We start from the raw sequence: 23674 nt of genomic DNA, 5'->3' as shown, positions 1-23674 counted from the left end.
TTTTTATGTTTTTAAAATAGAAGTACAAATTTAGTAATTTAATGTGAGTAAATTTGGGCTTACCATGGAAAAGGAAATCATAAATAGAGTTGAAAAGAGCGGATTAATTCAAGTGAGTTTGGATGATTTTTACCCAAAAGGCGAACGAGTAGTTTTTGACATGAAGAACTGTTTGCATGAAGGTTTTGTGCTAATTGAAAACAACTTTAGAGATTTTGTAAAAAACTATGATTGGAAAATTTATCAAGATAAATACGTTTCAATTATTTGCTCAACTGATGCCATTGTTCCATTATGGGCTTACATGTTGGTAGCATCACAATTAAAACCGTTCGCTAAAAATGTGGTTTTTGGAAGTACTCAAGAATTAGAAAAAACCATTCTAACAGAAGTTTTAAATCAACACGATTTTTCTATTTATCAAGATGCAACTGTAATTGTAAAAGGCTGTGGAAAACACCCGATTCCAGAAGCGGTTTTTGTTGATTTTACCAATCGTTTGCAAGACTTTGCCAAATCCATAATGTTTGGAGAAGCTTGTTCGGCTGTACCTTTATATAAAAGAAAATAGATTACTTTTTCTTGGGGTTCTTTTCTTCCTTGTCATAATCCAACTTTCCTCCCCAGAAACGCATTTGCTTCATGGTCCAATTAATTCTTCCTTGTAAGAAAGCGCTTGGTCGTTTGGCATTGTATTTTAACGGGCTAGGCAAAACAACAGCAATAGTTGCTGATTGTTGTTTACTTATGTTTATTGCTGATTTTTTAAAATATGCTTGAGAAGCCGCTTCAGCGCCATAAATGCCTGGACCCATTTCTATTACGTTTAAATAAACCTCCATTATCCTTTCTTTACTCCAAAAGGTCTCAATTAAAAAGGTAAAGTAAACTTCAAAACCTTTTCTTACCCAACTTCGTCCTGGCCATAAAAAAACATTTTTGGCTGTTTGTTGGCTAATAGTACTTGCACCGCGTTTTTTCTTACTTTTTTTGTTGTGTTTCATGGCTTTTTCAATTGCTCCAAAATCAAAACCATGGTGTTTTAAAAAATTTTGGTCTTCAGAACAAACCACTGCTAATTGCAATGAATTTGAAATCTCCTCTTTTGGTACCCATGTTTTTTTTAAGGTCATTTCTTTACCATCCATTTTTTGCTCCACACAACGAATAAGCATTAATGGTGTTACGGGTATCGGCACCCACTTAAATATTAAAACTAAACCAATGCTAATTGCAATAAACCAAAGAAAAGTCTTGAGGAATATTTTCCAAATTCGAGAATAGAATTTCTTCATCTTACAAATCTAACTTAAGTTAGACCATGCAAATGTAAATTATTTTATATGGATAAAAATAATTGAGTCTATAAAGTTAACTTTGAGGAATGATGTATTCAATAATTATTATCATTCATGTATTAGCCGCCACTATTTGGACTGGTGGGCACTTAATTTTGGCAATTGCAATACTTCCTAAAATATTACGTACCAAGGATATTGATGCCTTAACAAAATTTGAAGAAAATTTTGAAAAAATTGGCATTCCAGCACTAATTCTACAAGTAATAACTGGTGTTTACCTTGCTTACCGTTTATTGCCTAATATCAGTGAATGGTTTAGTTTTTCATCAACTATTTCAACCCACATTGGCATAAAATTATCACTCTTACTTATCACCCTTCTTCTAGCACTTCATGCAAGATTTCGGTTAATCCCTAATCTTTCAGAAAAAAATTTATTTTTCTTAGCTGTTCATATCATTATGGTGGCGTTTGTTTCTGTTTTGTTTGTTATTACAGGATTGAGTTTGAGATTACAGTTGTTTTAACAAGCTCCTGCTCTAATAGCCAAAAACTCTTTAAAATTCAATATCTTTACTATTCTATATTTTAAAGTATGCAAAAAATTAAAAATTACATTAATGGAGAATTAATTGCTCCAATAAACAATACGTATATTGATAATGTTAATCCTTCAATTGGTCAGGTTTATTCATTAATTCCTGATTCTGACGAACAAGATGTTGATTTGGCAACAAAAGCTGCTTTAGCTGCTTTCCCATCGTGGAGTAAAACTCCAAAAGAAAAACGCTCAAGAATAATTCAACAAATTGCTTTTTTAATTGAGAAAAATCTCGATAAACTGGCTGAAGCAGAATCTATTGATAATGGCAAACCTTTGAAATTAGCTAAGTCTGTTGATATTCCTCGTGCAGCAAGCAACTTTAATTTTTATGCAACAGGAATTTTGCATTATGCTTCCGAATCTCACGCCATGGAAGATACCGCTATAAATTACACCTTGCGTGAACCTATTGGAGTTTGCGGATGTATTTCTCCTTGGAATTTACCTTTGTATTTATTCAGTTGGAAAATAGCTCCTGCATTAGCTGCAGGAAATACTGTTGTTGCAAAACCTTCTGAAGTTACACCAATGACCGCATATTTATTATCTGAAATATGTATTGAAGCAGGTTTGCCAAAAGGTGTTTTAAACATTGTGCACGGTTTAGGTCATAAAGTTGGTGCTGCTATCACAAGCCATCCTGACATTCCAGTAATTTCTTTTACAGGAGGTACTGTTACTGGAAAACAAATTATTTCTACTGCTGGCCCAATGTTTAAAAAACTATCTTTAGAATTAGGCGGTAAAAACCCTAATATTATTTTCGATGATTGCGATTTTGAAGATGCGTTACGAACTACTGTTCATTCATCTTTTGCCAACCAAGGTCAAATTTGCTTATGTGGCTCAAGAATTTTTGTACAAAAAGGAATTTATGAAAAATTTAAAACTGCATTTGTAGACAAGGTAAAGAAACTACAAGTAGGAAATCCATTTGATGAAAACACCAATGTTGGTGCAGTAGTTTCAGAACCACACATGAAAAAAGTACTTTCTTATGTAGATTTAGCTAAAGAAGAAGGTGGTACCGTATTGTGTGGTGGAAGTCAATATATAGTAGATGGCGAATTTAAAACCGGTTATTATATTCAACCTACAATTATTGAGGGACTAAGTTACACTTGTAGAACAAATCAAGAAGAAATATTTGGACCAGTAGTAACCATTATGCCTTTTGAAACTGAGGAAGAAGTGTTAATGATGGCAAATAGTACTAAATATGGCTTAGCTGCTACGGTATGGACAAACAACCTTAAAAAAGCACATCGAGTAGCAGGAAATTTACACTCAGGTATAGTTTGGGTAAACACATGGTTGTTACGCGATTTAAGAACTCCTTTTGGCGGTGTAAAACAATCGGGAGTCGGTAGAGAAGGTGGATTTGAAGCACTAAACTTTTTTACTGAACCTAAAAATGTTTGTATTAAGCTTTGATGTTACGTCATTGCGGGCTTGACCCGCAATCCAATGCGTAAACTCTTGGGAACTAGATTGCGGGTCAAGCCCGCAATGACGAATACATAAAACAAAGAAGGGGGCAAAATTGCTCCCTTCTTTGTTTTATGTCGATTGTTGTAATTAATCTACAATCTTATCCGTTTTTTTAGATGAGTAGTTAATTTTCAACGCATTAACTTTTCTCATTTCTTGTTTTACTTCTGTAACAATACCCATTTTGGTATCTTGATCAACTTTTAACGACCAAGTAATCATGTTACGTTCAGCTTCGTCTCTTTTGTCTTTTTCCATTTCAACAAATTGAAACAAATCTTCTTTAGTTGCAAAAACATCGTTTAACTGAATACGTGGGGCAGTACCAAACGCACCTTGTAACGATTTAATTGGCTCTCCAATGTAAATGTAGCTTACCAACGATTTTTTCTCCATTTTTTCTACCTCAGTAGCTTTTGGAGTTACCACTTTTACTTTCAAGGTAGTTTCTCTCATGGTTGTTGTAACCATAAAGAAAAATAACAACATGAAAACGATGTCAGGTAAAGCCGCAGTATTTACAGCTGGCTGACTTTTTTTTCCGTTTTTTCTAAATTTTGACATTATTGACCTCCTCCTATAGCTTTAGGTTCTGCCTCAGAAATACGTTGAGGGTAAATTGACTTAATCGCTTCTGCTTGATTTGCAATCGTCTCAGAAGATTCAGCAGTTGCAGCTAACTCATCGTATGTTTTACCAAATTCCTTTAATGCTCTTTCGTTTCTAACTTCTCTGTAAGCGGCAATCAACTCATTTTGTACTTTAATGTACATTTGATAAGATGTTCCGTTATCATTTTGTAATGAAACAATTTGTTTAGAAACAGGAATAGTTCCAAAAATTGGCACTTCCTCATTTTTAAACTCTGGCATTTCTGGATTGTTTGGATCTCCCTTAATAAATTCTTTCACTTTAGCTTTAAGCTCCGTTACTTGAATGTATTCACCATCAGCTAACAATTGATCATTCGCATTAACCAACACTTCAAAAATATTACGTTGTTTAATGTCGATTTCTTCGTTTTTATCTTCTGGTGGAGGTGGCAATCTTCTCAATAATCCAGTATCGGTATCCATAGTTGTGGTAACCAAGAAGAAAATTAAAAGCAAGAAAGCAATATCGGCCATAGAGCCGGCATTTATTTCAGATATTTCTCTTTTTGCCATGAATTATTATTTTAACATTTTTGAAACTTCAGCAAAAATTACTGCTCCAATAGCAGCTGCACCCATAATATAAAATGCAATTAGTCCTGCTTCAGATTTTTTTGAGGTTGCAGCATCTGCTAATAAATTTCCATCGTGAGTAAAAAACTCTTCGCTTCCAGCTAAGGCATAACCTAAGCCAAAAACAACAACTAGAGCAACCACACCAATCAGTGCATTTTTTGCTCCTTTAGGGTTTTGAACCATATTAAGTATTGGAAATACAATTGCAGCAATTGCAGCAATCCCAAACAAAATATAACACCATGTAATTAATAAACCTTCACTAACTGCACCAACAAAGAATAACACGCTTAAAACAGCTGATAATCCAAGCAATGCAATTAATATGATTCTATATAACTTGTTATCCATATTTATTATTTTTTAGATAAATCGTGTTTTACTAAAATGTCAATTAATGAAATAGAAGCATTTTCCATATCGTTAACTAAACCATCAACTTTCGCAACTAAGTAATTATAGAAAATTTGTAAGATAATTGCTACAATTAATCCAAATACAGTAGTTAATAAAGCCACTTTAATACCATCAGCAACAACAGCAGGAGAGATATCACCAGCAGCAGCAATTGCATCAAAAGCGTCAATCATACCAATAACGGTACCCATGAAACCTAACATTGGAGCAAGAGCAATAAATAATGAAATCCAAGAAATTCCTTTCTCTAATAATCCCATTTGAACACCACCGTATGATACAACTGATTTCTCAACCATATCAACACCTTCGTGGCTTCTTTCTAAACCTTGGTAAAAAATACTAGCTACCGGACCTTTTGTATTTCTACAAACTTCTTTAGCAGCATCAACACCACCTGATGACAATGCATCTTCGATGTTTTTTAATAATTTAGTAGTGTTTGTAGTAGACATGTTTAAATAGATAACTCTTTCAATAACAATTGCAAGACCTAAAATTAAACACACTAAAACGATACCCATAAACTCAGGACCACCTTCAATAAATTTTTGTTTAATAACTTGAGTAAAAGATTGTTCTGCTGGAGCAACTTCTTCAGCTGGTGCTTCTGCAGCTACTGGCGCAGCTTCTGCTGGAGCTGGAGTTTCTTCTACTACTGTTTCTTCAGCTGCTGGTTCTGTTTGAGCATAAACTGAATTGTTTAACATACCAAAGCTTAAAACGCTTGTAATTGTTAATAGTGCTAATAACTTTTTCATAGTTTAATTGTTTGTTATCTAACCTTTTTTGTTTGTATTATTTTTAATTTTAAAATTACGTTGTTGTAATTAACCGCCAAATTACAAAAAAAATTATTCAATGGTTAATTTTTTTTGATAAGCTTATGTTAACGGTTGATTTTTTAAATTAAAGGTCGATTATGCAACATAACCGACCTTAAAATTATTTTAGTTTAAAAGCTTTTTTCACTTTAGGAACATAATCTAATTTTTCCCAAGTAAACAATTCAACTTTTACTTTTTTCTCTTTTCCGTCTGGTGATTTAAACGTTTTTGTAATCACTTCATTTTTACGCCCCATGTGTCCGTAAGCAGCAGTTTCGCTATACATTGGAGTACGTAATTTTAATCGTTGCTCAATAAAATAAGGTCGCATATCAAATACCGATTCTACGATTTTAGCAATCTGACCATCAGTCATTTTAACTTTAGCTGTACCATAAGTATCAATAAAAATACCCATTGGTTTCGCAACACCAATTGCATAAGAAACTTGAACCAACACTTCAGAACAAACTCCTGCAGCAACTAAGTTTTTAGCAATATGACGAGTAGCATAAGCTGCTGAACGGTCAACTTTACTTGGATCTTTACCCGAGAAAGCACCACCACCGTGAGCACCTTTACCACCATAAGTATCTACAATAATTTTTCTACCAGTTAAACCAGTATCACCGTGAGGACCACCTATAACAAATTTACCCGTTGGGTTAATGTGGTAACTAATTTTATTGTTGAATAAATGAGCGTATTTTGGATATTTCTTTTTAACTCTTGGAATTAAAATATCAACGATGTCTTTTTTAATTTTAGCCAACATTTTTCCTTCAGCATCAAAATCATCGTGTTGTGTAGAAACTACAATGGCATCAATACGAATAGGATTGTTATTGTCATCATATTCTAATGTTACTTGAGATTTAGCATCTGGACGTAAGTATTTAATTTGTTTGTTTTCTCTACGTAAAGCAGCCAATTCAATTAAAATACCATGAGCTAAATCTAAAGCCAACGGCATATAGTTTTCAGTTTCGTTGGTTGCATAACCAAACATCATACCTTGGTCACCAGCTCCTTGCTCTTCTTTCTTTTTACGGTCAACGCCTTGATTAATATCAGATGATTGTTCGTGAATAGCAGAAAGAATACCACATGAATTTGCTTCAAACATGTATTCAGACTTGGTATATCCTATTTTACGAATAACTTGTCTAGCGATTTCTTGAACATCTAAATATGCTTTAGATTTTACTTCGCCAGCAAGAATAACCTGCCCTGTTGTTACTAATGTTTCACAAGCAACTTTTGAGTCTGCGTCGAACGCCAAAAAGTTGTCAATTAACGCATCAGAAATTTGGTCGGCAACTTTGTCTGGATGCCCTTCTGATACCGATTCAGATGTAAATAAATACGACATTAAATTTTAATTTTAAATGAATAAATCAATTGTTAAATAAAATTTGAAGTAATGTGTAGAGAGAAAGCAATCATGTTTTAGCACTTTTTTGACAAGTTTCTGATAAAAGAGAAACTTGGTCGTGGTTGCAATCTATCAAATCATTCCACAAATATTTCGACAAAGAAAAGAAAAAAATATTGTTTACGAAGAATGTGAAACTATTTTATTTGGTTAAATTTTTAAATACATTTTCCAAACTCTGTGTTTCGGTTTGAATAGATAAAACCGTTGCATCGTTTTGCATTGCAAATTGGTAAATATTATTTCTAACCTTATCGGAAGCTATTTCTAACACCCAACTATTGCCTTTCTTGTTTAACACATTTGAAACACCATCAATTCTAGACAATTGACCTTTATCAATTTCTTTATCAAACTCCACCGTTAAAATGATGGATTTTGATTGTTGTTTTTGTAACTCTTTGGTTTTATCATTGGCAACAATTACTCCTTTATTAATGATAATGGTTTTGTCGCATATAGCTTCAACCTCTTGCATAATGTGCGTTGAAAGCATAATGGTTTTTTCTTGTCCAATTCTTTTAATCAAATTTCGAATTTCTTCTAATTGATTGGGGTCTAAACCTGTTGTTGGTTCATCTAAAATCAATACATCAGGATTGTGAATCATGGCTTGAGCCAAGCCAACACGCTGACGATATCCTTTTGATAAGGCGCCAATTTTTTTGTTTTGTTCCAGCGTTAAACCAACCATTTCAACCATCTCCTTTATTCGCTCACGTTTGTTAGGTATTTTATAAACACCAGCAGTAAAATCCAAATACTCCTTTACATACATGTCTAAATACAAAGGATTGTGTTCTGGCAAGTAGCCCACATGTTTTTTCACATCAATTGGTTGTTCGGTTACATCAAAGCCACAAACTTTTATTTGTCCTTCGGTTTGAGGGATAAAACAAGTAATAATTTTCATCATGGTAGATTTTCCAGCACCGTTTGGACCTAAAAACCCCACTATTTGACCTGGTTCAACAGTAAATGAAACATTGTCAAGAGCCTTTTGCTCTCCATAAATTTTACTTACATTTTTTACCTCTATTGACATACTTCAAGTTAAAAGTTAAAAGTTAAAAGTTAAAAGGGTTACTCCAACCCTATCAACACTTACCCTTGTTAACTATATTGTACTGCGAAAATAATGATTTTAACTTAAAGCAGATTATTTCTTTATTTTTGATTTTTTAATTTACAGTGAAAGGAATAGTCGTAAAATCTACAGGAAGCTGGTACAACGTAAAACTTGATAATGGAGATGTTGTGGAAGCACGTATTCAAGGAAAATTTCGGCTTAAAGGCATTCGCTCTACAAACCCAGTTGCAGTTGGTGATTTAGTAAGCATAAAACAGGATGAAGGGAGTAATGTGATTACAGCAATTGCAGATAGAAAAAACTACATTGTTCGAAAATCAATAAACTTATCTAAACACTCGCACATTATTGCTGCTAATGTTGACCAAGCCATTTTAATTGTAACCATTTCGCAACCTAAAACTACAACAGGTTTTATTGATCGATTTTTAATTTCGGCGGAAGCCTACCACATTCCTACCATATTAGTGTTTAACAAAATTGATTTATATAATAAGGAAGAACAGGAAGAGTTAAACAACTTGATGGCTATTTATACAAAAATAGGTTATCAATGTATAGCTGTTTCGGCTTTAAACCAAGAAAATTTAGAGACGTTCAAACTAATTTTAAAAGATAAAACTTCGGTTATATCAGGTCATTCGGGTGTTGGAAAATCTACTTTGTTAAATACCATAGAACCAACATTGAATTTAAAAACCAGTGCCATTTCTGAAATGCACTCACAAGGAAAACACACCACTACTTTTGCTGAAATGTTCGATTTAAATTTTGGAGGATACATTATAGATACGCCTGGAGTAAAAGCTTTTGGGTTGATTGATTTTGAAAAAGCAGACTTATCTCACTATTTTTTAGATATGTTAAAAGTTTTAGATAATTGCCAGTTTAGTAATTGCCAACACATTAACGAACCCAAATGTGCGGTAAAAGATGCTGTTGCAAATGGAGGGATTGTTGAGTTTCGATACAACAACTATTTAAGCATGTATAACGACGACGAGGAAGAGAATTATCGAGGAAAAGGGTATTAATTATTTATGTTTTGACAATACAAACTTTATTCCCAATCCAAGAGTTGCCGGATAAAAATCATAAGCCTTTAGTTGAGCATCTCTAATAGGATAAATGATTGAAAAATTAAAGAACGTGTTCTTTCCATTTTTAGGACCAAAATCAACTCCAATACCAAAACTAGTACCATTAAAACTCTTAAATTCTTCTGAGTATTTATCTTTATAAATTACAAAAGCATTTGTACCATACATACCTATTATATATGGAGATAAGTTTGATTTTTGATTTACACTTCGTAATCGAGCTTTTAACCCATAGTTGTAACCAACACCAGGAAAACTATAGCCTCCTGCTACAAAAATTCCAACATTTGGAACTATATACCAAGAAACATTAACCCCAAGCAACCCTCCATAATCCAATCCAGCCCCTAACCCATACGAAAACTGATCAAATTCCTTTGGTGTGGGTTCTTGTTGAGCATAAACTTTAGTCAAACCGGCCAGTAAAAACAGCACTAATATTAGCTTCTTCATATTACAATTAATTTATCCAAATATAAACTTACTTTTTAAAAAATGGAATTAAAACTATTATCTTCGTAACCAATGAAAACAGTTATTCAAAGAGTATTATCAGCATCGGTTGATATTAACCAAATCACCAAAAGTGAAATTGGCAATGGGCTGCTTATTTTATTGGGTATTGAACATGATGACACCACTGAAGACATTGAATGGTTGTGTGGTAAAATTGCTCGTTTACGTATTTTTGGAGATGAAAACGGAGCGATGAATTTATCTGTTTTAGACACCAAAGGAGAAGTGATAATAGTTAGCCAATTTACTTTACACGCCAGCACAAAAAAAGGCAACCGACCATCGTTTATAAATGCCGCAAAACCAGAAACTGCAATTCCGTTGTACGAAGGTTTTATCACTCAACTGGAAAAAGAGCTCAATAAAAAAATACAAACCGGAGAATTTGGAGCCGACATGAAAGTCTCGTTAGTAAATGATGGACCAGTTACAATAATTATCGATTCAAAAAACAAAGAATAACTATGGCATTAATTAAAACAGTAAACGGAGACACTCCAGAATTTGGCAAAGATTGCTTTTTAGCAGAAAATTCAACCATAACTGGCAATGTAAAAATGGGAGATAATTGCAGTATTTGGTTTAATGCCGTTATCCGTGGTGACGTGCATTACATTAAAATGGGTAACAAAGTAAATGTGCAAGATGGAGCGGTAATACATGCCACCTATAAAATATCACCAACCAATATTGGCAACAATGTTTCAATTGGACACAACGCTTTGGTGCATGGCTGCACTATACATGACAATGTTTTAATAGGTATGGGCGCCATTGTTATGGATGATGTTGTTATTGAAAGTAATTCAATTGTTGGTGCTGGAGCTGTAGTTACCAAAGGAACACACATTGAAAGTGGAAGTGTTTATGCTGGAAATCCTGCTAAAAAAATAAAAAATGTAGACCAGAATTTAATTGAAGGAGAAATAAATCGAATCGCTGATAGTTATGTAATGTATTCGGGTTGGTACAAATGAAACTTCCTCCCCTAACCCCTCCGAAGGAGGGGAACAATCCCTTCCCTTTGGGAAGGGCAGGGATGGGAAATTTTATTTACAAGTTCTAATTTTAGCTTCAATTTTTGAAGTAGAAAACCCTGGTACAAATTTGATAACCTCTACTCTACCACTATTTGCTTTAACCACATCAGAACCCACAATGTATTTTTTCTCTGTTTTATCAGTACAATTCGGGTCGTAATCCCCTCCTTTCACCAATACATCTGGAACAATTTTTTGAATAAGTTCTATAGGCGTTTGTTCATCAAAAATTATTACTGCATCAACAAATTTAAAAGCAGCAACAATTAATGCCCTCGAATATTCATCCTGAATTGGTCTTGAACTTCCTTTTTCTAATCGTTTAACGGAAGCATCTGAATTTACTGCTAGAATAAATTTATTTCCCAAATCTGAAGCTTCTGCCAAATATTCAACATGTCCACGATGAATTATATCAAAACAACCATTGGTAAAAACAATTTGTTGATGGTCAGATTTCCACGTTGAAATCAACTTTTCAAGTTGTTTAAGGTCAACAATTTTAGATTTTATGTTTTGTAGTTTATTCATTTACAAATTCAAACAACGAAGATATTATTTTTTTCCCTAATTACACAATCAAATCGATATACGACAAATGCCGTATTGAATGGTTTTGTTTTTTTAATGTTATTTGTTTTTGAAAAAAATCCTTTATGAAGAAACAAATGAATAGTTCTATTACTAGTAGAGAAAAAGATGTAGTTGCTCTAATGTATAAAGGATTAAATTATACTGAAATAGCTAGCCAACTGAATATTAGTCCTGCAACGGTTAGAAAACATACTGAAAACATTTATAAAAAATTAGGTGCACACAATAAAGTTGAAGCGATACATAAATGTATTGAGAAAAAAATATTAAAATTTTAAAAATAGGGCATATGCCGTATTGCGAGTTTTTCTCATTAACCAAATCTTTGTAAAGATTAATAATAAAATTATTTCGACGAATAAAAATAAAACACAGACAAATGAAACATTCATTACTAAAAACTACAAAAAACGTTACTGCAGCAATGTTGCTAATAGCTATTTCTTCAGTAACAAATTTATCTGCTAACAATATTGCTGTAGCTAACACTTCAATTATTGCTCAAAATACAGCAGCTAATTATACCCATGTAAAGTTTGATGTAAGTTGGGAAAATTCATGGAGAACTTCAACCCTTGAAAGCAACTGGGATGCCGCGTATGTGTTTGTAAAATACAGAATACCTCCAATGAACACATGGAAACATGCTACATTAAACTATGTGGATGGAACGGCTACAAATGATGGTAATACTGAACCTGTAGGATCAACAATTAACACTACTTCTGACGGAAAAGGTGCGTTTTTATATAGAAATGCAAATGGTATTGGCAATGTTAATTTTACAGGGGCTCGTTTACGTTGGGATTATGGTGCTGATGGTTTAAATGATGATGATAGCGTTGAAGTGTGTGTTTTTGCTATTGAAATGGTTTATGTTCCACAAGGTGCTTATTATTTAGGTGATGGTGCTGCTGTTGCTGGTGTTGGTATTCAAGGAAATTTTGAAGCTGGAACATCTGGCAACCCATTTTATTTAACGTCTGAAGCAGCATTAACACTTGGTGGTGGCGGTGCAGGCTCATTAGGCAACAACAATACATCTGGTATGACAACTCCTTCTTATGAAGATTTTAGTGATGCTACAACTAAAACTTTACCAGCAGCGTTTCCTAAGGGTTTTAATGCTTTCTATTGTATGAAGTATGAAATAACCCAAGGTCAATATGCCGATTTTTTAAACAAACTTACATTAACTCAAGCCACTGCAAGATATATGGCTGCTTACAATACAAATAATCAATCTATTACAGGTACTCACCCAACTTTTGCAGCAGATGCTCCAGATAGACCTTTGTATTACATTAATTATATCGATTTTATGTCTTATTTGGATTGGAGTGGTTTACGCCCAATGACTGAATTGGAATACGAAAAAGCATGTAGAGGTTCAAGAGGTGTTGGATTTTTACCTACCCCAGATGAATATCCTTGGGGAGATATTACACTTAAAGCGGGACCAGGTTATACGATTACAAATACTGGCTTACCAAATGAAACAGTAAATTCAGTAACTACAATTGGAAATGCGGCTTACAATTTAACAAACAATACTCGTCCTTACAGAGTAGGTATTTTTGCAGCAAGTTTAGCTACCCCTAACAGAGTAGAAGCTGGAGCATCTTATTATGGTATAATGGAGTTAGCTGGAAACCAATGGGAATTAACTATTGCAGTAGGAAGAGCTGAAGGAAGAACTTTTGTTGGAGCTCATGGCGACGGGAGTATTGATGCCGCTGGGAATTACAATGTTGCAAGTTGGCCTTCTGGTGTTTGGGGCTTAGGAATGAGAGGTAGTGGGTTTAATGGTGCTGACTATCAATTACGAACTTCATCACGTCAATATGCACATTATCACTCTATAAACGCCACTAGAATTGCTGCATTAGGTGGACGAGGAGTTAGAACTGCTCAATAAATAAATTAATAGTCTTTTAAAAAAGCTTTGCATCTTATAATCAAAAATAAGAATGACTAAATATATCATATACCTAATGTTACTGCTTTGCAGTTCAACATTAATAATGGCACAAAACAACGCCATTTTTAATGGGGGAAGCAAAGATGGACACGACAAAGGGTGTTATACACAAACTTCTAATTTAAACACAACACTTTCGCAAGGAGGTAATGGTGATGGGCATAGCAAAGATTGTTATACGCAAGCTACTAACCTAAACATGACCATGTCGGCTGGTGGAAGTGGTGATGGACATAGTAAAGATTGTTATACACAAACTTCTAATTTAAACTTAACACTTTCTGCGGGTGGTAGTGGTGATGGGTATAGTAAAGATTGTTATACACAAGCTTCTAATTTAAACATGACCATGTCGGCTGGTGGAAGTGGCGATGGATATGCAACAAGCTGTTATACTCAACAATCTAATCTAAACAATATTTTTAGCGGTGGAGATGGTGGAGATGGTAAGCTAAATGGGTGTGCCAATGAACCTTTAGGATGTTTCCTTGCTATTAATCTAGGAAACGATACTTCGTTCTGTACTGGTCAAACACTTACTTTAAACGCAGGGAGTTTTCCAGGAGGAGCGACATACGAATGGCAAGATGGTTCTGCTACGCAAACTTTTTTAGTAGATACCACTGGAACATATTATGTGTTGGTTACCGATACTGCTGGATGTACTGGTGTTGATTCTATTGTAGTTACAGTTAACCCTGTTCCTATAGTTAATTTAGGAAACGATACCGCTTTTTGTGCAGGAAACAATATTGTTTTAAATGCAGGAAACACAGGAGCTACTTACGTGTGGCAAAACAATCCAATACCAGCATACCAAAATCAAACACTAACAGTAAATACAAGTGGAATATATTTTGTTACAGCAAGTTTTGGTACTTGTACTGATACCGATTCAATTACCGTTACAGTAAATCCAATCGTAACAACTAATTTACCTGATTCAACCATTTGCCAAGGTAATAGTGCTTTAATTTTTGGCGTACTACAAAGTGTTGCAGGAACATACAGAGATACCATTTTATCTTCAACAGGTTGTGATAGTATTTTGGTTCAACAATTAAATGTAAATCCTACCTATAACCAAAACCTTGGTACTGTTACCATTTGTAATGGTGACAGTGCTTTAATATTAGGTAATTATGAAACAGTTGCTGGAACCTATACAGCAACTTATCAAACCATTAATGGTTGTGATAGTACAGTTTCGCAAACATTAAATGTTAGTCCAACCCATGTAGTTAATTTAGGAAACGATACAGCATTTTGTGCTGGCAATAGTTTAACATTAAATGCAGGTGCTGGAGCAAGTACTTATCAATGGATGAATGGAACAGGGTTCCCTTACAATCAACAAACCTTCACTGTTTCAAGTACGGGAACGTATTATGTTGTAACTACTTTGGGAGCCTGTACAACTTCTGATACAATTAATGTAATCGTAAATCCTATTGTAACGACAAACCTATCAAACGAAGTAGTTTGTCAAGGAGATAGTGCTTTAATTTTTGGAAACTACCAGACTGTTGCAGGGAATTATTACGATACCCTAACTGCTTCAACAGGTTGTGATAGTATCTTGGTAAAACAATTAATTGTTAATCTTACATACAATCAAAATCTTGGTACTGTTAATATTTGTCAAGGTGATAGTGCTTTAATATTAGGTAATTATGAAACAATAGCAGGAACGTACTCCGACACTTTAATGAGCATTAATGGCTGTGACAGTATTGTTTATCAGACTTTAAATGTGAGTCCAAGCCATGCGGTTAATTTGGGTAACGATACTGCTTTTTGTGCTGGAAATAATTTAACATTAGACGCAAGTGCTGGAGCAAGTTCTTATCAATGGATGAATGGTACAGGGTTCCCTTACAATCAACAAACCTTCACTGTTTCGAGTACAGGAACATATTATGTTGTAACTACTTTGGGTGCTTGTACAACTTCTGATACAATTAATATAATCGTAAATCCTATTGTAACTACAAACCTATCAAACGAAGTAGTTTGTCAAGGAGATAGTGCGTTAATTTTTGGAAACTACCAAACTGTTGCAGGGAATTATTACGATACCCTAACTGCTTCAACGGGTTGTGATAGTATTTTGGTAAAACAACTAATCTTGAATCCTGTTTATAATCAAAACCTTACTACAATTACCATTTGTAGTGGTGATAGTGCGTTAATTTTTGGAACATATCAAACCGTTTCAGGAACTTATTCCGATACATTAACAAGTATCAATGGTTGCGATAGTATTGTTAATCAACCTTTATCAGTATTATCAAACTCAAGTGTTAATTTAGGCAACGATACGGCTTTCTGTGCAGGAAACTCATTATTACTTGATGCAGGAGCTGGAAATTCGTACACTTGGCAAGACAACAGTACTAATCAAACTTATTTGGTTACTACTTCTGGACAATATTATGTAACTGTAAATGTTGGAAGTTGTTCTGCAAATGATACTATTAATGTAACGGTTAATCCAATACCTACAACTAATTTACCAGATGTTGCAGTTTGCCAAGGCGATAGTGCATTAATTTTTGGAAACTATCAAACCGTTGCAGGTAATTATTACGATACCTTAGTTGCATCAACAACTTGCGATAGCATCGTGATACAACAATTAATCATTAACCCAACGTACAACTATAGTTTAACTCCAATATCTATTTGCCAAGGCGATAGTGCATTGATTTTTGGAAACTACGAAACCGTTGCGGGAACTTATTACGATTCAACAACAACAGTTTTTGGATGTGATAGTATTGTTGCTCAAGAATTAATTATCAATCCTTACCACCCGATTGATTTGGGACCAGATACCACCGTTTGTGAAAATGTAACAGTATTATTAGATGCAGGTGCTGGTGCAGATACTTATCAATGGCAAAGCAACCCATTACCAGGATACATGAATCAAACCTTTGGTGCAGCTGGTGCAGGCATGTACTATGTAGTTGCCACAATAGGTGTATGTTCTTCGTCAGATACTATTAATGTTAATGTAATTCCAACTGTTTATACCAATTTAGCTGATGCAGAAGTATGTCAGGGGGATAGTGCGTTGATTTTTGGAAACTACGAAACTGTTGCAGGAACATACAATCAAGTACTCACAGCAGCTTCTGGTTGCGATAGTATTTTGGTTCAGGAATTAATTGTACACCCTAATTACGTTGTACCTCAATCTCTTGCTATTTGTCAAGGTGATAGTGTTATGTTCGGTGGAATATACCAATATACTGCTGGAACGTATTACGATACTTTGCAATCTGTAAATACTTGTGATAGTATAATTGCAACGACTTTAATTGTTAACCCTACTTTTACTATTAATACAAGTGCTGCAATTTGTCAAGGCGATAGCATCATGCTTGGAGGGGCTTACCAAACTGTTGCTGGAGTTTATACTGATGTTTATAGTACAATTTTTGGTTGCGATAGTACAGTTAACACAACCTTAAACATAAATCCTACCTACTCAATAAATCAAAACATTGAAATATGTTTTGGCGATAGCATAATGCTTGGTGGAGCATATCAGAATAGTGCAGGCGTTTACACCGATGTTTATAGTTCAATATTTGGTTGCGACAGTACAGTTGTTACAACTTTAGGAATTAAACCAATTGCAACAGAAACCTTAACTCCAATTACAATTTGTGATAACGATTCTGCTCTTATTTTTGGAAACTACCAAACCGTTGCAGGAATCTATTCTACTGTAATACCAAATGGAGCAGTAAATGGTTGCGATAGTATTGTACAACAAGAATTAATTGTAAATCCTACCTATCAAATTTTTGCAAACGCAACCATTTGTAGCGGAGATAGTATTTTCCTTGGCGGTGCTTACCAAACTACAGCAGGAGTTTATGTGGATGTTTATTCATCAAGTTTAACTTGCGATAGCACAATTACAACAACATTAAATGTGATAAACAGCTTTACCATAAACATCAACGATACCATTTGCGCTGGAGATAGCATCTTGTTGGCAGGAGCTTATCAAACTGTTGCAGGAACTTATACTGAATTGCTAGTATCTTCTGGTGGTTGCGATAGTTTAGTAATAACTGAACTTTATGTAAATCCGTTACCAGTAGTAACATTAACTGCCGACCCTGAATTGATATTATCCGGTCAATCGTCGCAATTAACTGCTACAGGCGGAGGGTTATATACTTGGACACCCACATCAAGTTTATCGTGTATAAACTGTGCCAATCCTATTGCATCTCCAACAGAAACAACTTTATATACAGTTGAGGTTAATTTAAGTGGTTGTATCGTTTCAGACACCATTACAGTAAGTGTTGATTCTGAATTTAAAATTCCTGAAGGATTCTCTCCTAACGGTGATGGAGTTAATGATGTATTTGAAATAGTGGGTATTAGTCAATTCCCGAACAATAAAATAATGATTGTAAACCGTTGGGGGAACAAAGTGTTTGAAGCTGCTCCTTACAAATCGGATTGGGATGGAACAAGTCAGTTTGGAATTACAATTGGCGAAAAATTACCATCAGGAACGTACTTCTACATCCTTGATTTAGGTAAAACAGGACCTTCAGGTTCTCAAGAAATTAAAGGTTACATATATATAAATAGATAACCATGCGAAACTTTATAACCATCATATCTCTTTTTATTTCTTGTGTAACGTTTGCACAACAAGAAGCCATGTTTACGCATTACATGTTTAATAAATTGGCTATAAACCCAGGCTATGCCGGTACTGTTGATGCCATAAGCATAACAGGTATTCATCGTTCGCAATGGACATCATTTAAAGGAGCACCTACCACACAAAATTTAACGGCTCACATGCCTATTGATGGTAAAAATATTGGTGTTGGATTTTCGGTATTAAACGATCAAATTGGTCCAACGCAAAATATTGGTTTAGCAGGTGATTTTGCCTACAAAATAAAAATTAACGAACGAGATAAGTTGTCACTAGGAATTAAAGCATCAATTAATTTTATTTCAACCAATTTAACCTCGTTAGAAATAATCGACCAAAATGATGCTTCGTTTGCTCAAAACATAAGCAGTGGTACGTTACCAAATTTTGGATTTGGAGCATATTATTACAACAAAAAATATTTCGCGGGAATATCAACTCCAAAATTATTACAAAATGGTTTTGATGCTAGCAATCCAGCTGGAACTTCAATAGCCATATCGAACGAACAACGCCACTATTTTTTAATGGGAGGTACCATTTTTAACCTTACAACTGATGGACAATTTAAATTAAAACCAACATCGTTTGTAAAAGTTACAAGTGGAGCTCCTATTCAAATGGATTTAACTTCTTCAGTTATTTATAATGATAAATTCTCTGGAGGCATATCTTGGAGAACTGGAGATGCTCTTGGCTTGCTGCTTGGCATCAATTTAAACGACCAATTTATGTTTGGCTATTCTTTTGATTTTTCTTACACTAACACTACGTTTAACTACAATGGTGGTAGTCACGAAATAATGTTGAGATACGACATTGTTAAGAATAAAGAAAAATCAATGCCTAGTCATTTTTAATGTTTTTCAAAATATTTGAAAATTGATTTATACGTCAAATGCCGTATTGCTTTTGTTTTCTATTTGAGGAATCTTTGTATCGTTAACTATTCTAAACTTTAATAATTATGATGAATAAAAAAATAATCGCTGGTCTATTTGGTTTTGCCATTGTATTCTCAGCTAGTGCGCAAATTGCACAAGAAAAAATTGTAGAACTTACTGGTAAATCTAAAAACAAAGGGTACTTAGGTAATGTTGTTGTTGACGATGTTAAACAGCAGTTTGATATGGTTTTTGTAACCAAAGACAACAACCGTAAGGTGGAATATGAAGTATACCAATTCGATTACGACTTTAATTTGTTAAACAATTTTAAAGATGCTGAAAGAAAACTGAAATCAAAATCAAAAAACAAAACCTACAAAGGCGATTACCAAGAGGTGATTGGTGTTACTGCTAGTCCAAACATGACAGGGAAATTGGTGTTGCGTAAAACCTTATACATTAACCAATGGAACTGGTGGAAAGGTGGTTATGAAACCACTAAAAAACTGTTAGATAAAGAAAAACCAAAAGAAATTGGTGGTGACGGCGATGATAAAAAACGTAAATTATTTTACACCGCTCATAAAGATATTGCTGACAAAGGAGAATTATTGGTTTGTGCTTTAATAAATAAAGGTATTATGTCAATGGCTAAAGAAGCCGACAGAGAATATTTATTGATGCATATAGACAAAGATTTAAATGTAGTTAAAAAAACACCTATTAAATTTGATCATCCACAATCCTTATTAATTTCAAAAGAATTAGAAGATACCGACGAATGGTTATTGGTTTTTGCACCATATAGTGCTCAAGGTATGGGAAAATTAGCCGACGACAATTCCAACAACCTTACTTACATTAGAATTGATGAGGCAGGAAATGTTAAAGAACGTTTCAATTTTGAAAGCAAGTGTAACGAATGGGCAATTTTCGATGCTTATGCCGTAGGTAATGATGTTTATTTCTACGGAGCTGGTAACATTAACAAACCAGAAAAAAATTACACTAAACCTCCTTACTGTATTTCATTTGATGCTATGCCAAGTGCAGGAGATGCTGAATCTAGAATGACAACATTAGAGAGCATGAAATTTGGATACTTACAAGTTGCTAAAATTAGTGGCGGAAAAGCGGAATTCGTTTCGGCAGTTTCTATCGAAGATATTAATGCAAAAGGCATTAAACCAGCTAGTCAGAAAAAATTACGTGAGTTCGATGGTAAAAAATTCATCTTAAACGGTGTTAACATTACTTCAAATGGCGATGTATTTATCTCTGGTCAGGATTTTAAAATGGATAATATTGGCGATGTAAAAGGAAGAGTTTACAAAGACTTATTAATGTTCCATTTTGATAAAACAGGTGCATTTAAACGATACTATGGTGTTGAAAACACAGCTAAATCGGCAGGTTTGTTAGGTGGCGCTGGTGGCGCTAAATCATTCCCATCAGAGTTTTCTATCTACGAAGCTCCAAACGGTAAAGATTTATTCTGGAATGTATTCTTGGTTCAAGATGTGGATGTTGACTGTTCTTCTGAAACCTCAACAAACTACATTGCAGGAACTCAAACAACTACTACAACATGTGTTTATACGCCACTATACCAAGGTAGATTGGGTAAAATAGACATCACTTCAGGAGACATCTCTGATTTTAAAACTTTTGGAGGTAAAGATTACTACTTATACCTAGATTTAGAAGATAATGGAAAAGGAAAAGATAGTCCTTACATCACTATCAATGGTGGTAAACAAGTGGTTTACATTGCTCGTCAACGTAAAGGTGGTATGAGCGGTAACGAAAGATGGGGCAACAGCCTATGGTTTGGTAAATTCGACCCATTAAAACAATAAGTAAGTTTAGTTAGTTTTTCATAAGAAGTGCCTGTGTAAAAAGCAGGCATTTTTTTACTTTAAATTAAACCCTATGATACGTTTCATTTTTTTTCTAACCATTTTATTTACAACGCAAGTTACTTTTTCGCAAGATGTAATCGTTTTCGATGCAGAACCCGAAAATTTAGGAACAAACGTTAATTCTGCTGGAGATGAGTTGTCTCCAAAAATATCTCCCGACGGCAAAACCTTATTCATTACTCGCTACCCTGAAAACAATAACGGAAAAAACAACATTTGGGTATCGTATTTACAAGCCAACGGAAAATGGACATTAGCTTCAAACATTGGAACTCCCCTGAATGTTCCTGGATATTCTACATCGGTTCAATCCGTTACTCCTGATGGTAACACCATTTTGCTATCTAACTTGTACAAATATTTTGATGGTAGCGTTTCTGGAGGAGGCTGTTCTATAAGCTCACGACAACGTGGTGGATGGGCGTTTCCTAAACAGCAAATCATCGAAAAATACGAAAACAACAACCAATACGTGAACTATTTTTTATCGAACAGCGGTAAGTTTTTACTTATGGCAATCGAAAAGAAAAAAGGTCTTGGTGAAAAAGATATTTGGGTATCATTTCAAACGTCTGACAACAACTGGTCGGTACCTTTAAACCTTGGCAATGTTGTAAATACCAAAGGTGACGAATTTGGACCATTTTTAGCATCCGACGAAAAAACATTGTACTACGTTTCGGAAGGTTTACCTGGTGGTTATGGTGGAGCTGACGTTTGGATGACCAGAAGATTAGACGACTCGTGGACCAATTGGTCGAAACCTGTTAACATGGGTGAAAAAATTAATTCTGCCAATTTTGATGCTTATTTTAGTATAGATGCATCAGGCGAATATGCTTATTTCAGTTCCGAAAAAAACAGCTATGGGAAAAGCGATATTTATAGAATTAAAATGCCTCAAGCTGCAAAACCAGAACCCGTAGTGTTGGTTTACGGAAAAGTACTTGACCAAAAAACCAATCAACCAATAAAAGCAAAAATTAGCTACGAACAATTGCCTTCAGGTAGACAATTGGGCACAGCCAGTACTAGCCCCGACGAAACCATTTATAAAATTGTGTTGCCGCACGGTAAAAACTATGGTTTTATGGCTACTGCCGATAATTATTATTCAGTAACACAAAACATTGACGCAAGTAAACTAGAGGCTTACCAAGAGTTAGAAGTTAATTTATATTTAGCTCCTATCGAAAAAGATGAAGCCATACGTTTAAATAACATTTTCTTTGAATTTGGTAAAGCCGCCTTAAAAGAAGAATCTTTTCCAGAATTGGACCGATTGGTAAAATTACTAACCGATAACCCAAGCATTACCATAGAAATTAACGGACATACTGATGATGTTGGAGCTGATGCCGACAACCTTAGACTTTCGCAAGATAGAGCTGCTGCGGTGGTATCTTATCTTACCTCAAAAAAAATTGCGGAAAAACGTTTGTCTTCTAATGGTTTTGGAGAAACCAAACCACTAGCTGATAACAAATCCGAAGAAGGAAAACAACTGAACAGAAGGGTGGAGTTTGTGGTCAAGACGAAATAGAAGAATGTTTTATCTTTTAAAGGCTGGATTAACGTTAAAACCCAAAATAAATACTATTATTTACATCTTTTATTTCTTAACTCAACTGCCTCAATCTTAACATTAAATATATCCTGTTCATTTTCAATAAGATCAAGAACTACATTCAAATCATTACAGCCTTCTTTTTTCTTATCGGCTTTAAAATAAATATTAGCTCTTTGAAGCATTAGCAAAAAGTATTCTGCTGGAATATTTTTTCTTGATTCATAATAGTTAATCTTTATCACATTAGGGTCATTATTTGCTAATGACTTCAATCCATTATTAATATTTTCTATTGCTTCATCATAATTATTTATTTCTGTCAAACATTTTGAATAGTCAAGAAACACTATAAATTTACCAATCATTCCATTAGATGTCACTGCATTTTTATAGTTTTCAATGGCTTGATTATATTTTTTTGAATCTCTATATAAATTTGCTAGCCCCCAATAAATATCCCCTATACCAAAATATGGTGATTGCTTATGTTCTTCAAGTAACCACAAATAGTCCTTTTCAGCTAGATCAAATTCATTAATTGCTATATATTCATTAATCCTATTTGGAACAACCATGAAAAGAATAGTCTTCATATTACTTTGTTTGCAAAATCCAATTGCCTTATCTAAATATTCGATTTTCTGTTTATGGTTTTCCTTTGGTAACCCATTTGCCATTTGCACATAATAATTGGACGAGTCAAGAAATGATTGTCCATAAGCCATCGTAGTTATGATGAATAATGTAATCGTTATAATTATATTTCTCATATTTTTTATCTTGATTGCTATACAATGCATTTATTCGCATTATAAGTTTACCCAAATATAATCAACTAATTAAAGCGGGCAGAAAAACGGACCGTTTTTGTTACAATTTAATCCCCACCATTAAAATATCGTCAATTTGGGGTTCATCTTGCATCCAATTTTTTAATACATAGTGCAAGTAAGATTCTTGCTCGTCCA

Annotated in this window: 22 protein-coding genes; 12 read left to right on the top strand and 10 right to left on the bottom strand. The window is 34.2% G+C overall.

From position 1 onward, the window contains the following. Nucleotides 1-64 precede the first annotated feature (64 nt). Nucleotides 65-571, top strand: a complete 507-nt coding sequence (locus H6589_08670; GenBank protein MCB9174667.1) for a DUF2480 family protein — start codon at nucleotides 65-67, stop codon at nucleotides 569-571. 1 nt (nucleotide 572) lies between these two features. Here H6589_08670 and mtgA read toward each other — a convergent pair whose 3' ends face one another. Further along, a complete protein-coding gene (gene mtgA, locus H6589_08665) occupies nucleotides 573-1295 on the bottom strand; it encodes a monofunctional biosynthetic peptidoglycan transglycosylase (protein ID MCB9174666.1) in 723 nt (240 codons plus the stop codon). Nucleotides 1296-1387: 92 nt separating this feature from the next. Between mtgA and H6589_08660 the strand changes: the two genes are divergently transcribed. Then, nucleotides 1388-1828 (top strand): CopD family protein, encoded by a 441-nt coding sequence (locus H6589_08660; protein ID MCB9174665.1) that lies wholly within the window; start codon nucleotides 1388-1390, stop codon nucleotides 1826-1828. Between the two features lie 68 nt (nucleotides 1829-1896). Further along, nucleotides 1897-3339, top strand: coding sequence for an aldehyde dehydrogenase (locus tag H6589_08655; GenBank protein ID MCB9174664.1), 1443 nt, complete (start codon nucleotides 1897-1899; stop codon nucleotides 3337-3339). Between the two features lie 144 nt (nucleotides 3340-3483). Here H6589_08655 and H6589_08650 read toward each other — a convergent pair whose 3' ends face one another. From H6589_08650 to gldA, 6 genes are all read right to left on the bottom strand, one after another. Beyond that, a complete protein-coding gene (locus H6589_08650) occupies nucleotides 3484-3960 on the bottom strand; it encodes a biopolymer transporter ExbD (GenBank protein MCB9174663.1) in 477 nt (158 codons plus the stop codon). Further along, nucleotides 3960-4562, bottom strand: coding sequence for a biopolymer transporter ExbD (locus H6589_08645; GenBank protein ID MCB9174662.1), 603 nt, complete (start codon nucleotides 4560-4562; stop codon nucleotides 3960-3962). Before H6589_08645 ends, H6589_08650 begins: the two co-directional genes overlap by 1 nt. A gap of 6 nt (nucleotides 4563-4568) precedes the next feature. Beyond that, on the bottom strand, nucleotides 4569-4976 hold the full coding sequence (locus tag H6589_08640) for a hypothetical protein (GenBank protein ID MCB9174661.1): 408 nt from the start codon (nucleotides 4974-4976) through the stop codon (nucleotides 4569-4571). Nucleotides 4977-4981: 5 nt separating this feature from the next. Next, nucleotides 4982-5803 (bottom strand): MotA/TolQ/ExbB proton channel family protein, encoded by an 822-nt coding sequence (locus H6589_08635; GenBank protein ID MCB9174660.1) that lies wholly within the window; start codon nucleotides 5801-5803, stop codon nucleotides 4982-4984. A gap of 184 nt (nucleotides 5804-5987) precedes the next feature. Beyond that, nucleotides 5988-7241, bottom strand: coding sequence for a methionine adenosyltransferase (locus tag H6589_08630; protein MCB9174659.1), 1254 nt, complete (start codon nucleotides 7239-7241; stop codon nucleotides 5988-5990). A gap of 205 nt (nucleotides 7242-7446) precedes the next feature. Then, on the bottom strand, nucleotides 7447-8349 hold the full coding sequence (gene gldA / locus H6589_08625) for a gliding motility-associated ABC transporter ATP-binding subunit GldA (protein MCB9174658.1): 903 nt from the start codon (nucleotides 8347-8349) through the stop codon (nucleotides 7447-7449). Between the two features lie 146 nt (nucleotides 8350-8495). On the opposite strand from gldA, the gene rsgA reads away from it, so the two are divergent. After that, a complete protein-coding gene (rsgA, locus tag H6589_08620) occupies nucleotides 8496-9428 on the top strand; it encodes a ribosome small subunit-dependent GTPase A (protein MCB9174657.1) in 933 nt (310 codons plus the stop codon). On the opposite strand, the gene H6589_08615 is transcribed toward rsgA, so the two are convergent. Beyond that, nucleotides 9429-9947, bottom strand: coding sequence for a hypothetical protein (locus H6589_08615; protein MCB9174656.1), 519 nt, complete (start codon nucleotides 9945-9947; stop codon nucleotides 9429-9431). It abuts the gene before it with no gap. Between the two features lie 72 nt (nucleotides 9948-10019). Between H6589_08615 and H6589_08610 the strand changes: the two genes are divergently transcribed. Continuing rightward, nucleotides 10020-10472: a D-tyrosyl-tRNA(Tyr) deacylase gene (locus H6589_08610; GenBank protein MCB9174655.1), complete on the top strand. Its 453-nt coding sequence runs from the start codon at nucleotides 10020-10022 to the stop codon at nucleotides 10470-10472. 2 nt (nucleotides 10473-10474) lie between these two features. Then, nucleotides 10475-10987 carry a gamma carbonic anhydrase family protein gene (locus tag H6589_08605; protein MCB9174654.1) on the top strand — a complete coding sequence of 171 codons (513 nt, stop codon included), beginning with the start codon at nucleotides 10475-10477 and terminating at the stop codon, nucleotides 10985-10987. A 72-nt stretch (nucleotides 10988-11059) separates the two neighbouring features. Here the strand turns inward: H6589_08605 and H6589_08600 are convergent, their stop codons facing one another. After that, nucleotides 11060-11581: an adenylyltransferase/cytidyltransferase family protein gene (locus H6589_08600; GenBank protein ID MCB9174653.1), complete on the bottom strand. Its 522-nt coding sequence runs from the start codon at nucleotides 11579-11581 to the stop codon at nucleotides 11060-11062. A gap of 125 nt (nucleotides 11582-11706) precedes the next feature. Here H6589_08600 and H6589_08595 point away from each other — a divergent pair, with 125 nt between their 5' ends. The 6 genes from H6589_08595 to H6589_08570 all read left to right on the top strand — a co-directional run bounded on the left by H6589_08595 (nucleotide 11707) and on the right by H6589_08570 (nucleotide 22679). Further along, a complete protein-coding gene (locus H6589_08595) occupies nucleotides 11707-11922 on the top strand; it encodes a response regulator transcription factor (GenBank protein MCB9174652.1) in 216 nt (71 codons plus the stop codon). A 101-nt stretch (nucleotides 11923-12023) separates the two neighbouring features. Next, nucleotides 12024-13562 (top strand): SUMF1/EgtB/PvdO family nonheme iron enzyme, encoded by a 1539-nt coding sequence (locus H6589_08590; protein MCB9174651.1) that lies wholly within the window; start codon nucleotides 12024-12026, stop codon nucleotides 13560-13562. Between the two features lie 106 nt (nucleotides 13563-13668). Continuing rightward, a complete protein-coding gene (locus H6589_08585; GenBank protein MCB9174650.1) occupies nucleotides 13669-18255 on the top strand; it encodes a gliding motility-associated C-terminal domain-containing protein in 4587 nt (1528 codons plus the stop codon). A 2-nt stretch (nucleotides 18256-18257) separates the two neighbouring features. Next, a complete protein-coding gene (locus tag H6589_08580; protein MCB9174649.1) occupies nucleotides 18258-19187 on the top strand; it encodes a type IX secretion system membrane protein PorP/SprF in 930 nt (309 codons plus the stop codon). 107 nt (nucleotides 19188-19294) lie between these two features. Further along, nucleotides 19295-21073, top strand: coding sequence for a hypothetical protein (locus tag H6589_08575; GenBank protein ID MCB9174648.1), 1779 nt, complete (start codon nucleotides 19295-19297; stop codon nucleotides 21071-21073). A 73-nt stretch (nucleotides 21074-21146) separates the two neighbouring features. After that, nucleotides 21147-22679 carry an OmpA family protein gene (locus H6589_08570; GenBank protein ID MCB9174647.1) on the top strand — a complete coding sequence of 511 codons (1533 nt, stop codon included), beginning with the start codon at nucleotides 21147-21149 and terminating at the stop codon, nucleotides 22677-22679. Between the two features lie 56 nt (nucleotides 22680-22735). Here H6589_08570 and H6589_08565 read toward each other — a convergent pair whose 3' ends face one another. Continuing rightward, nucleotides 22736-23383 (bottom strand): hypothetical protein, encoded by a 648-nt coding sequence (locus H6589_08565; GenBank protein MCB9174646.1) that lies wholly within the window; start codon nucleotides 23381-23383, stop codon nucleotides 22736-22738. Nucleotides 23384-23674 lie beyond the last annotated feature (291 nt).

The sequence above is a fragment of the Flavobacteriales bacterium genome, from assembly GCA_020635795.1.
In the GTDB taxonomy this organism is placed as follows: Bacteria; Bacteroidota; Bacteroidia; order Flavobacteriales_E; family Vicingaceae; genus Vicingus.
This window is presented reverse-complemented; position numbering and strand designations above follow the sequence as displayed.

Excerpts from the sequence above, each read along its gene's own strand:
- H6589_08640 (MCB9174661.1), bottom strand. The coding sequence starts at position 4,976 with ATGGATAACAAGTTATATAGAATCATATTAATTGCATTGCTTGGATTA.
- H6589_08585 (MCB9174650.1), top strand. The coding sequence starts at position 13,669 with ATGGCACAAAACAACGCCATTTTTAATGGGGGAAGCAAAGATGGACAC.
- H6589_08600 (MCB9174653.1), bottom strand. The coding sequence starts at position 11,581 with ATGAATAAACTACAAAACATAAAATCTAAAATTGTTGACCTTAAACAA.
- H6589_08590 (MCB9174651.1), top strand. The coding sequence starts at position 12,024 with ATGAAACATTCATTACTAAAAACTACAAAAAACGTTACTGCAGCAATG.
- H6589_08565 (MCB9174646.1), bottom strand. The coding sequence starts at position 23,383 with ATGGCAAATGGGTTACCAAAGGAAAACCATAAACAGAAAATCGAATAT.
- H6589_08580 (MCB9174649.1), top strand. The coding sequence starts at position 18,258 with ATGCGAAACTTTATAACCATCATATCTCTTTTTATTTCTTGTGTAACG.
- H6589_08655 (MCB9174664.1), top strand. The coding sequence starts at position 1,897 with ATGCAAAAAATTAAAAATTACATTAATGGAGAATTAATTGCTCCAATA.
- H6589_08605 (MCB9174654.1), top strand. The coding sequence starts at position 10,475 with ATGGCATTAATTAAAACAGTAAACGGAGACACTCCAGAATTTGGCAAA.
- H6589_08645 (MCB9174662.1), bottom strand. The coding sequence starts at position 4,562 with ATGGCAAAAAGAGAAATATCTGAAATAAATGCCGGCTCTATGGCCGAT.
- H6589_08635 (MCB9174660.1), bottom strand. The coding sequence starts at position 5,803 with ATGAAAAAGTTATTAGCACTATTAACAATTACAAGCGTTTTAAGCTTT.
- H6589_08610 (MCB9174655.1), top strand. The coding sequence starts at position 10,020 with ATGAAAACAGTTATTCAAAGAGTATTATCAGCATCGGTTGATATTAAC.
- H6589_08630 (MCB9174659.1), bottom strand. The coding sequence starts at position 7,241 with ATGTCGTATTTATTTACATCTGAATCGGTATCAGAAGGGCATCCAGAC.
- gldA (MCB9174658.1), bottom strand. The coding sequence starts at position 8,349 with ATGTCAATAGAGGTAAAAAATGTAAGTAAAATTTATGGAGAGCAAAAG.
- H6589_08660 (MCB9174665.1), top strand. The coding sequence starts at position 1,388 with ATGTATTCAATAATTATTATCATTCATGTATTAGCCGCCACTATTTGG.
- H6589_08575 (MCB9174648.1), top strand. The coding sequence starts at position 19,295 with ATGATGAATAAAAAAATAATCGCTGGTCTATTTGGTTTTGCCATTGTA.
- H6589_08650 (MCB9174663.1), bottom strand. The coding sequence starts at position 3,960 with ATGTCAAAATTTAGAAAAAACGGAAAAAAAAGTCAGCCAGCTGTAAAT.
- H6589_08570 (MCB9174647.1), top strand. The coding sequence starts at position 21,147 with ATGATACGTTTCATTTTTTTTCTAACCATTTTATTTACAACGCAAGTT.
- H6589_08670 (MCB9174667.1), top strand. The coding sequence starts at position 65 with ATGGAAAAGGAAATCATAAATAGAGTTGAAAAGAGCGGATTAATTCAA.
- H6589_08615 (MCB9174656.1), bottom strand. The coding sequence starts at position 9,947 with ATGAAGAAGCTAATATTAGTGCTGTTTTTACTGGCCGGTTTGACTAAA.
- H6589_08595 (MCB9174652.1), top strand. The coding sequence starts at position 11,707 with ATGAAGAAACAAATGAATAGTTCTATTACTAGTAGAGAAAAAGATGTA.
- mtgA (MCB9174666.1), bottom strand. The coding sequence starts at position 1,295 with ATGAAGAAATTCTATTCTCGAATTTGGAAAATATTCCTCAAGACTTTT.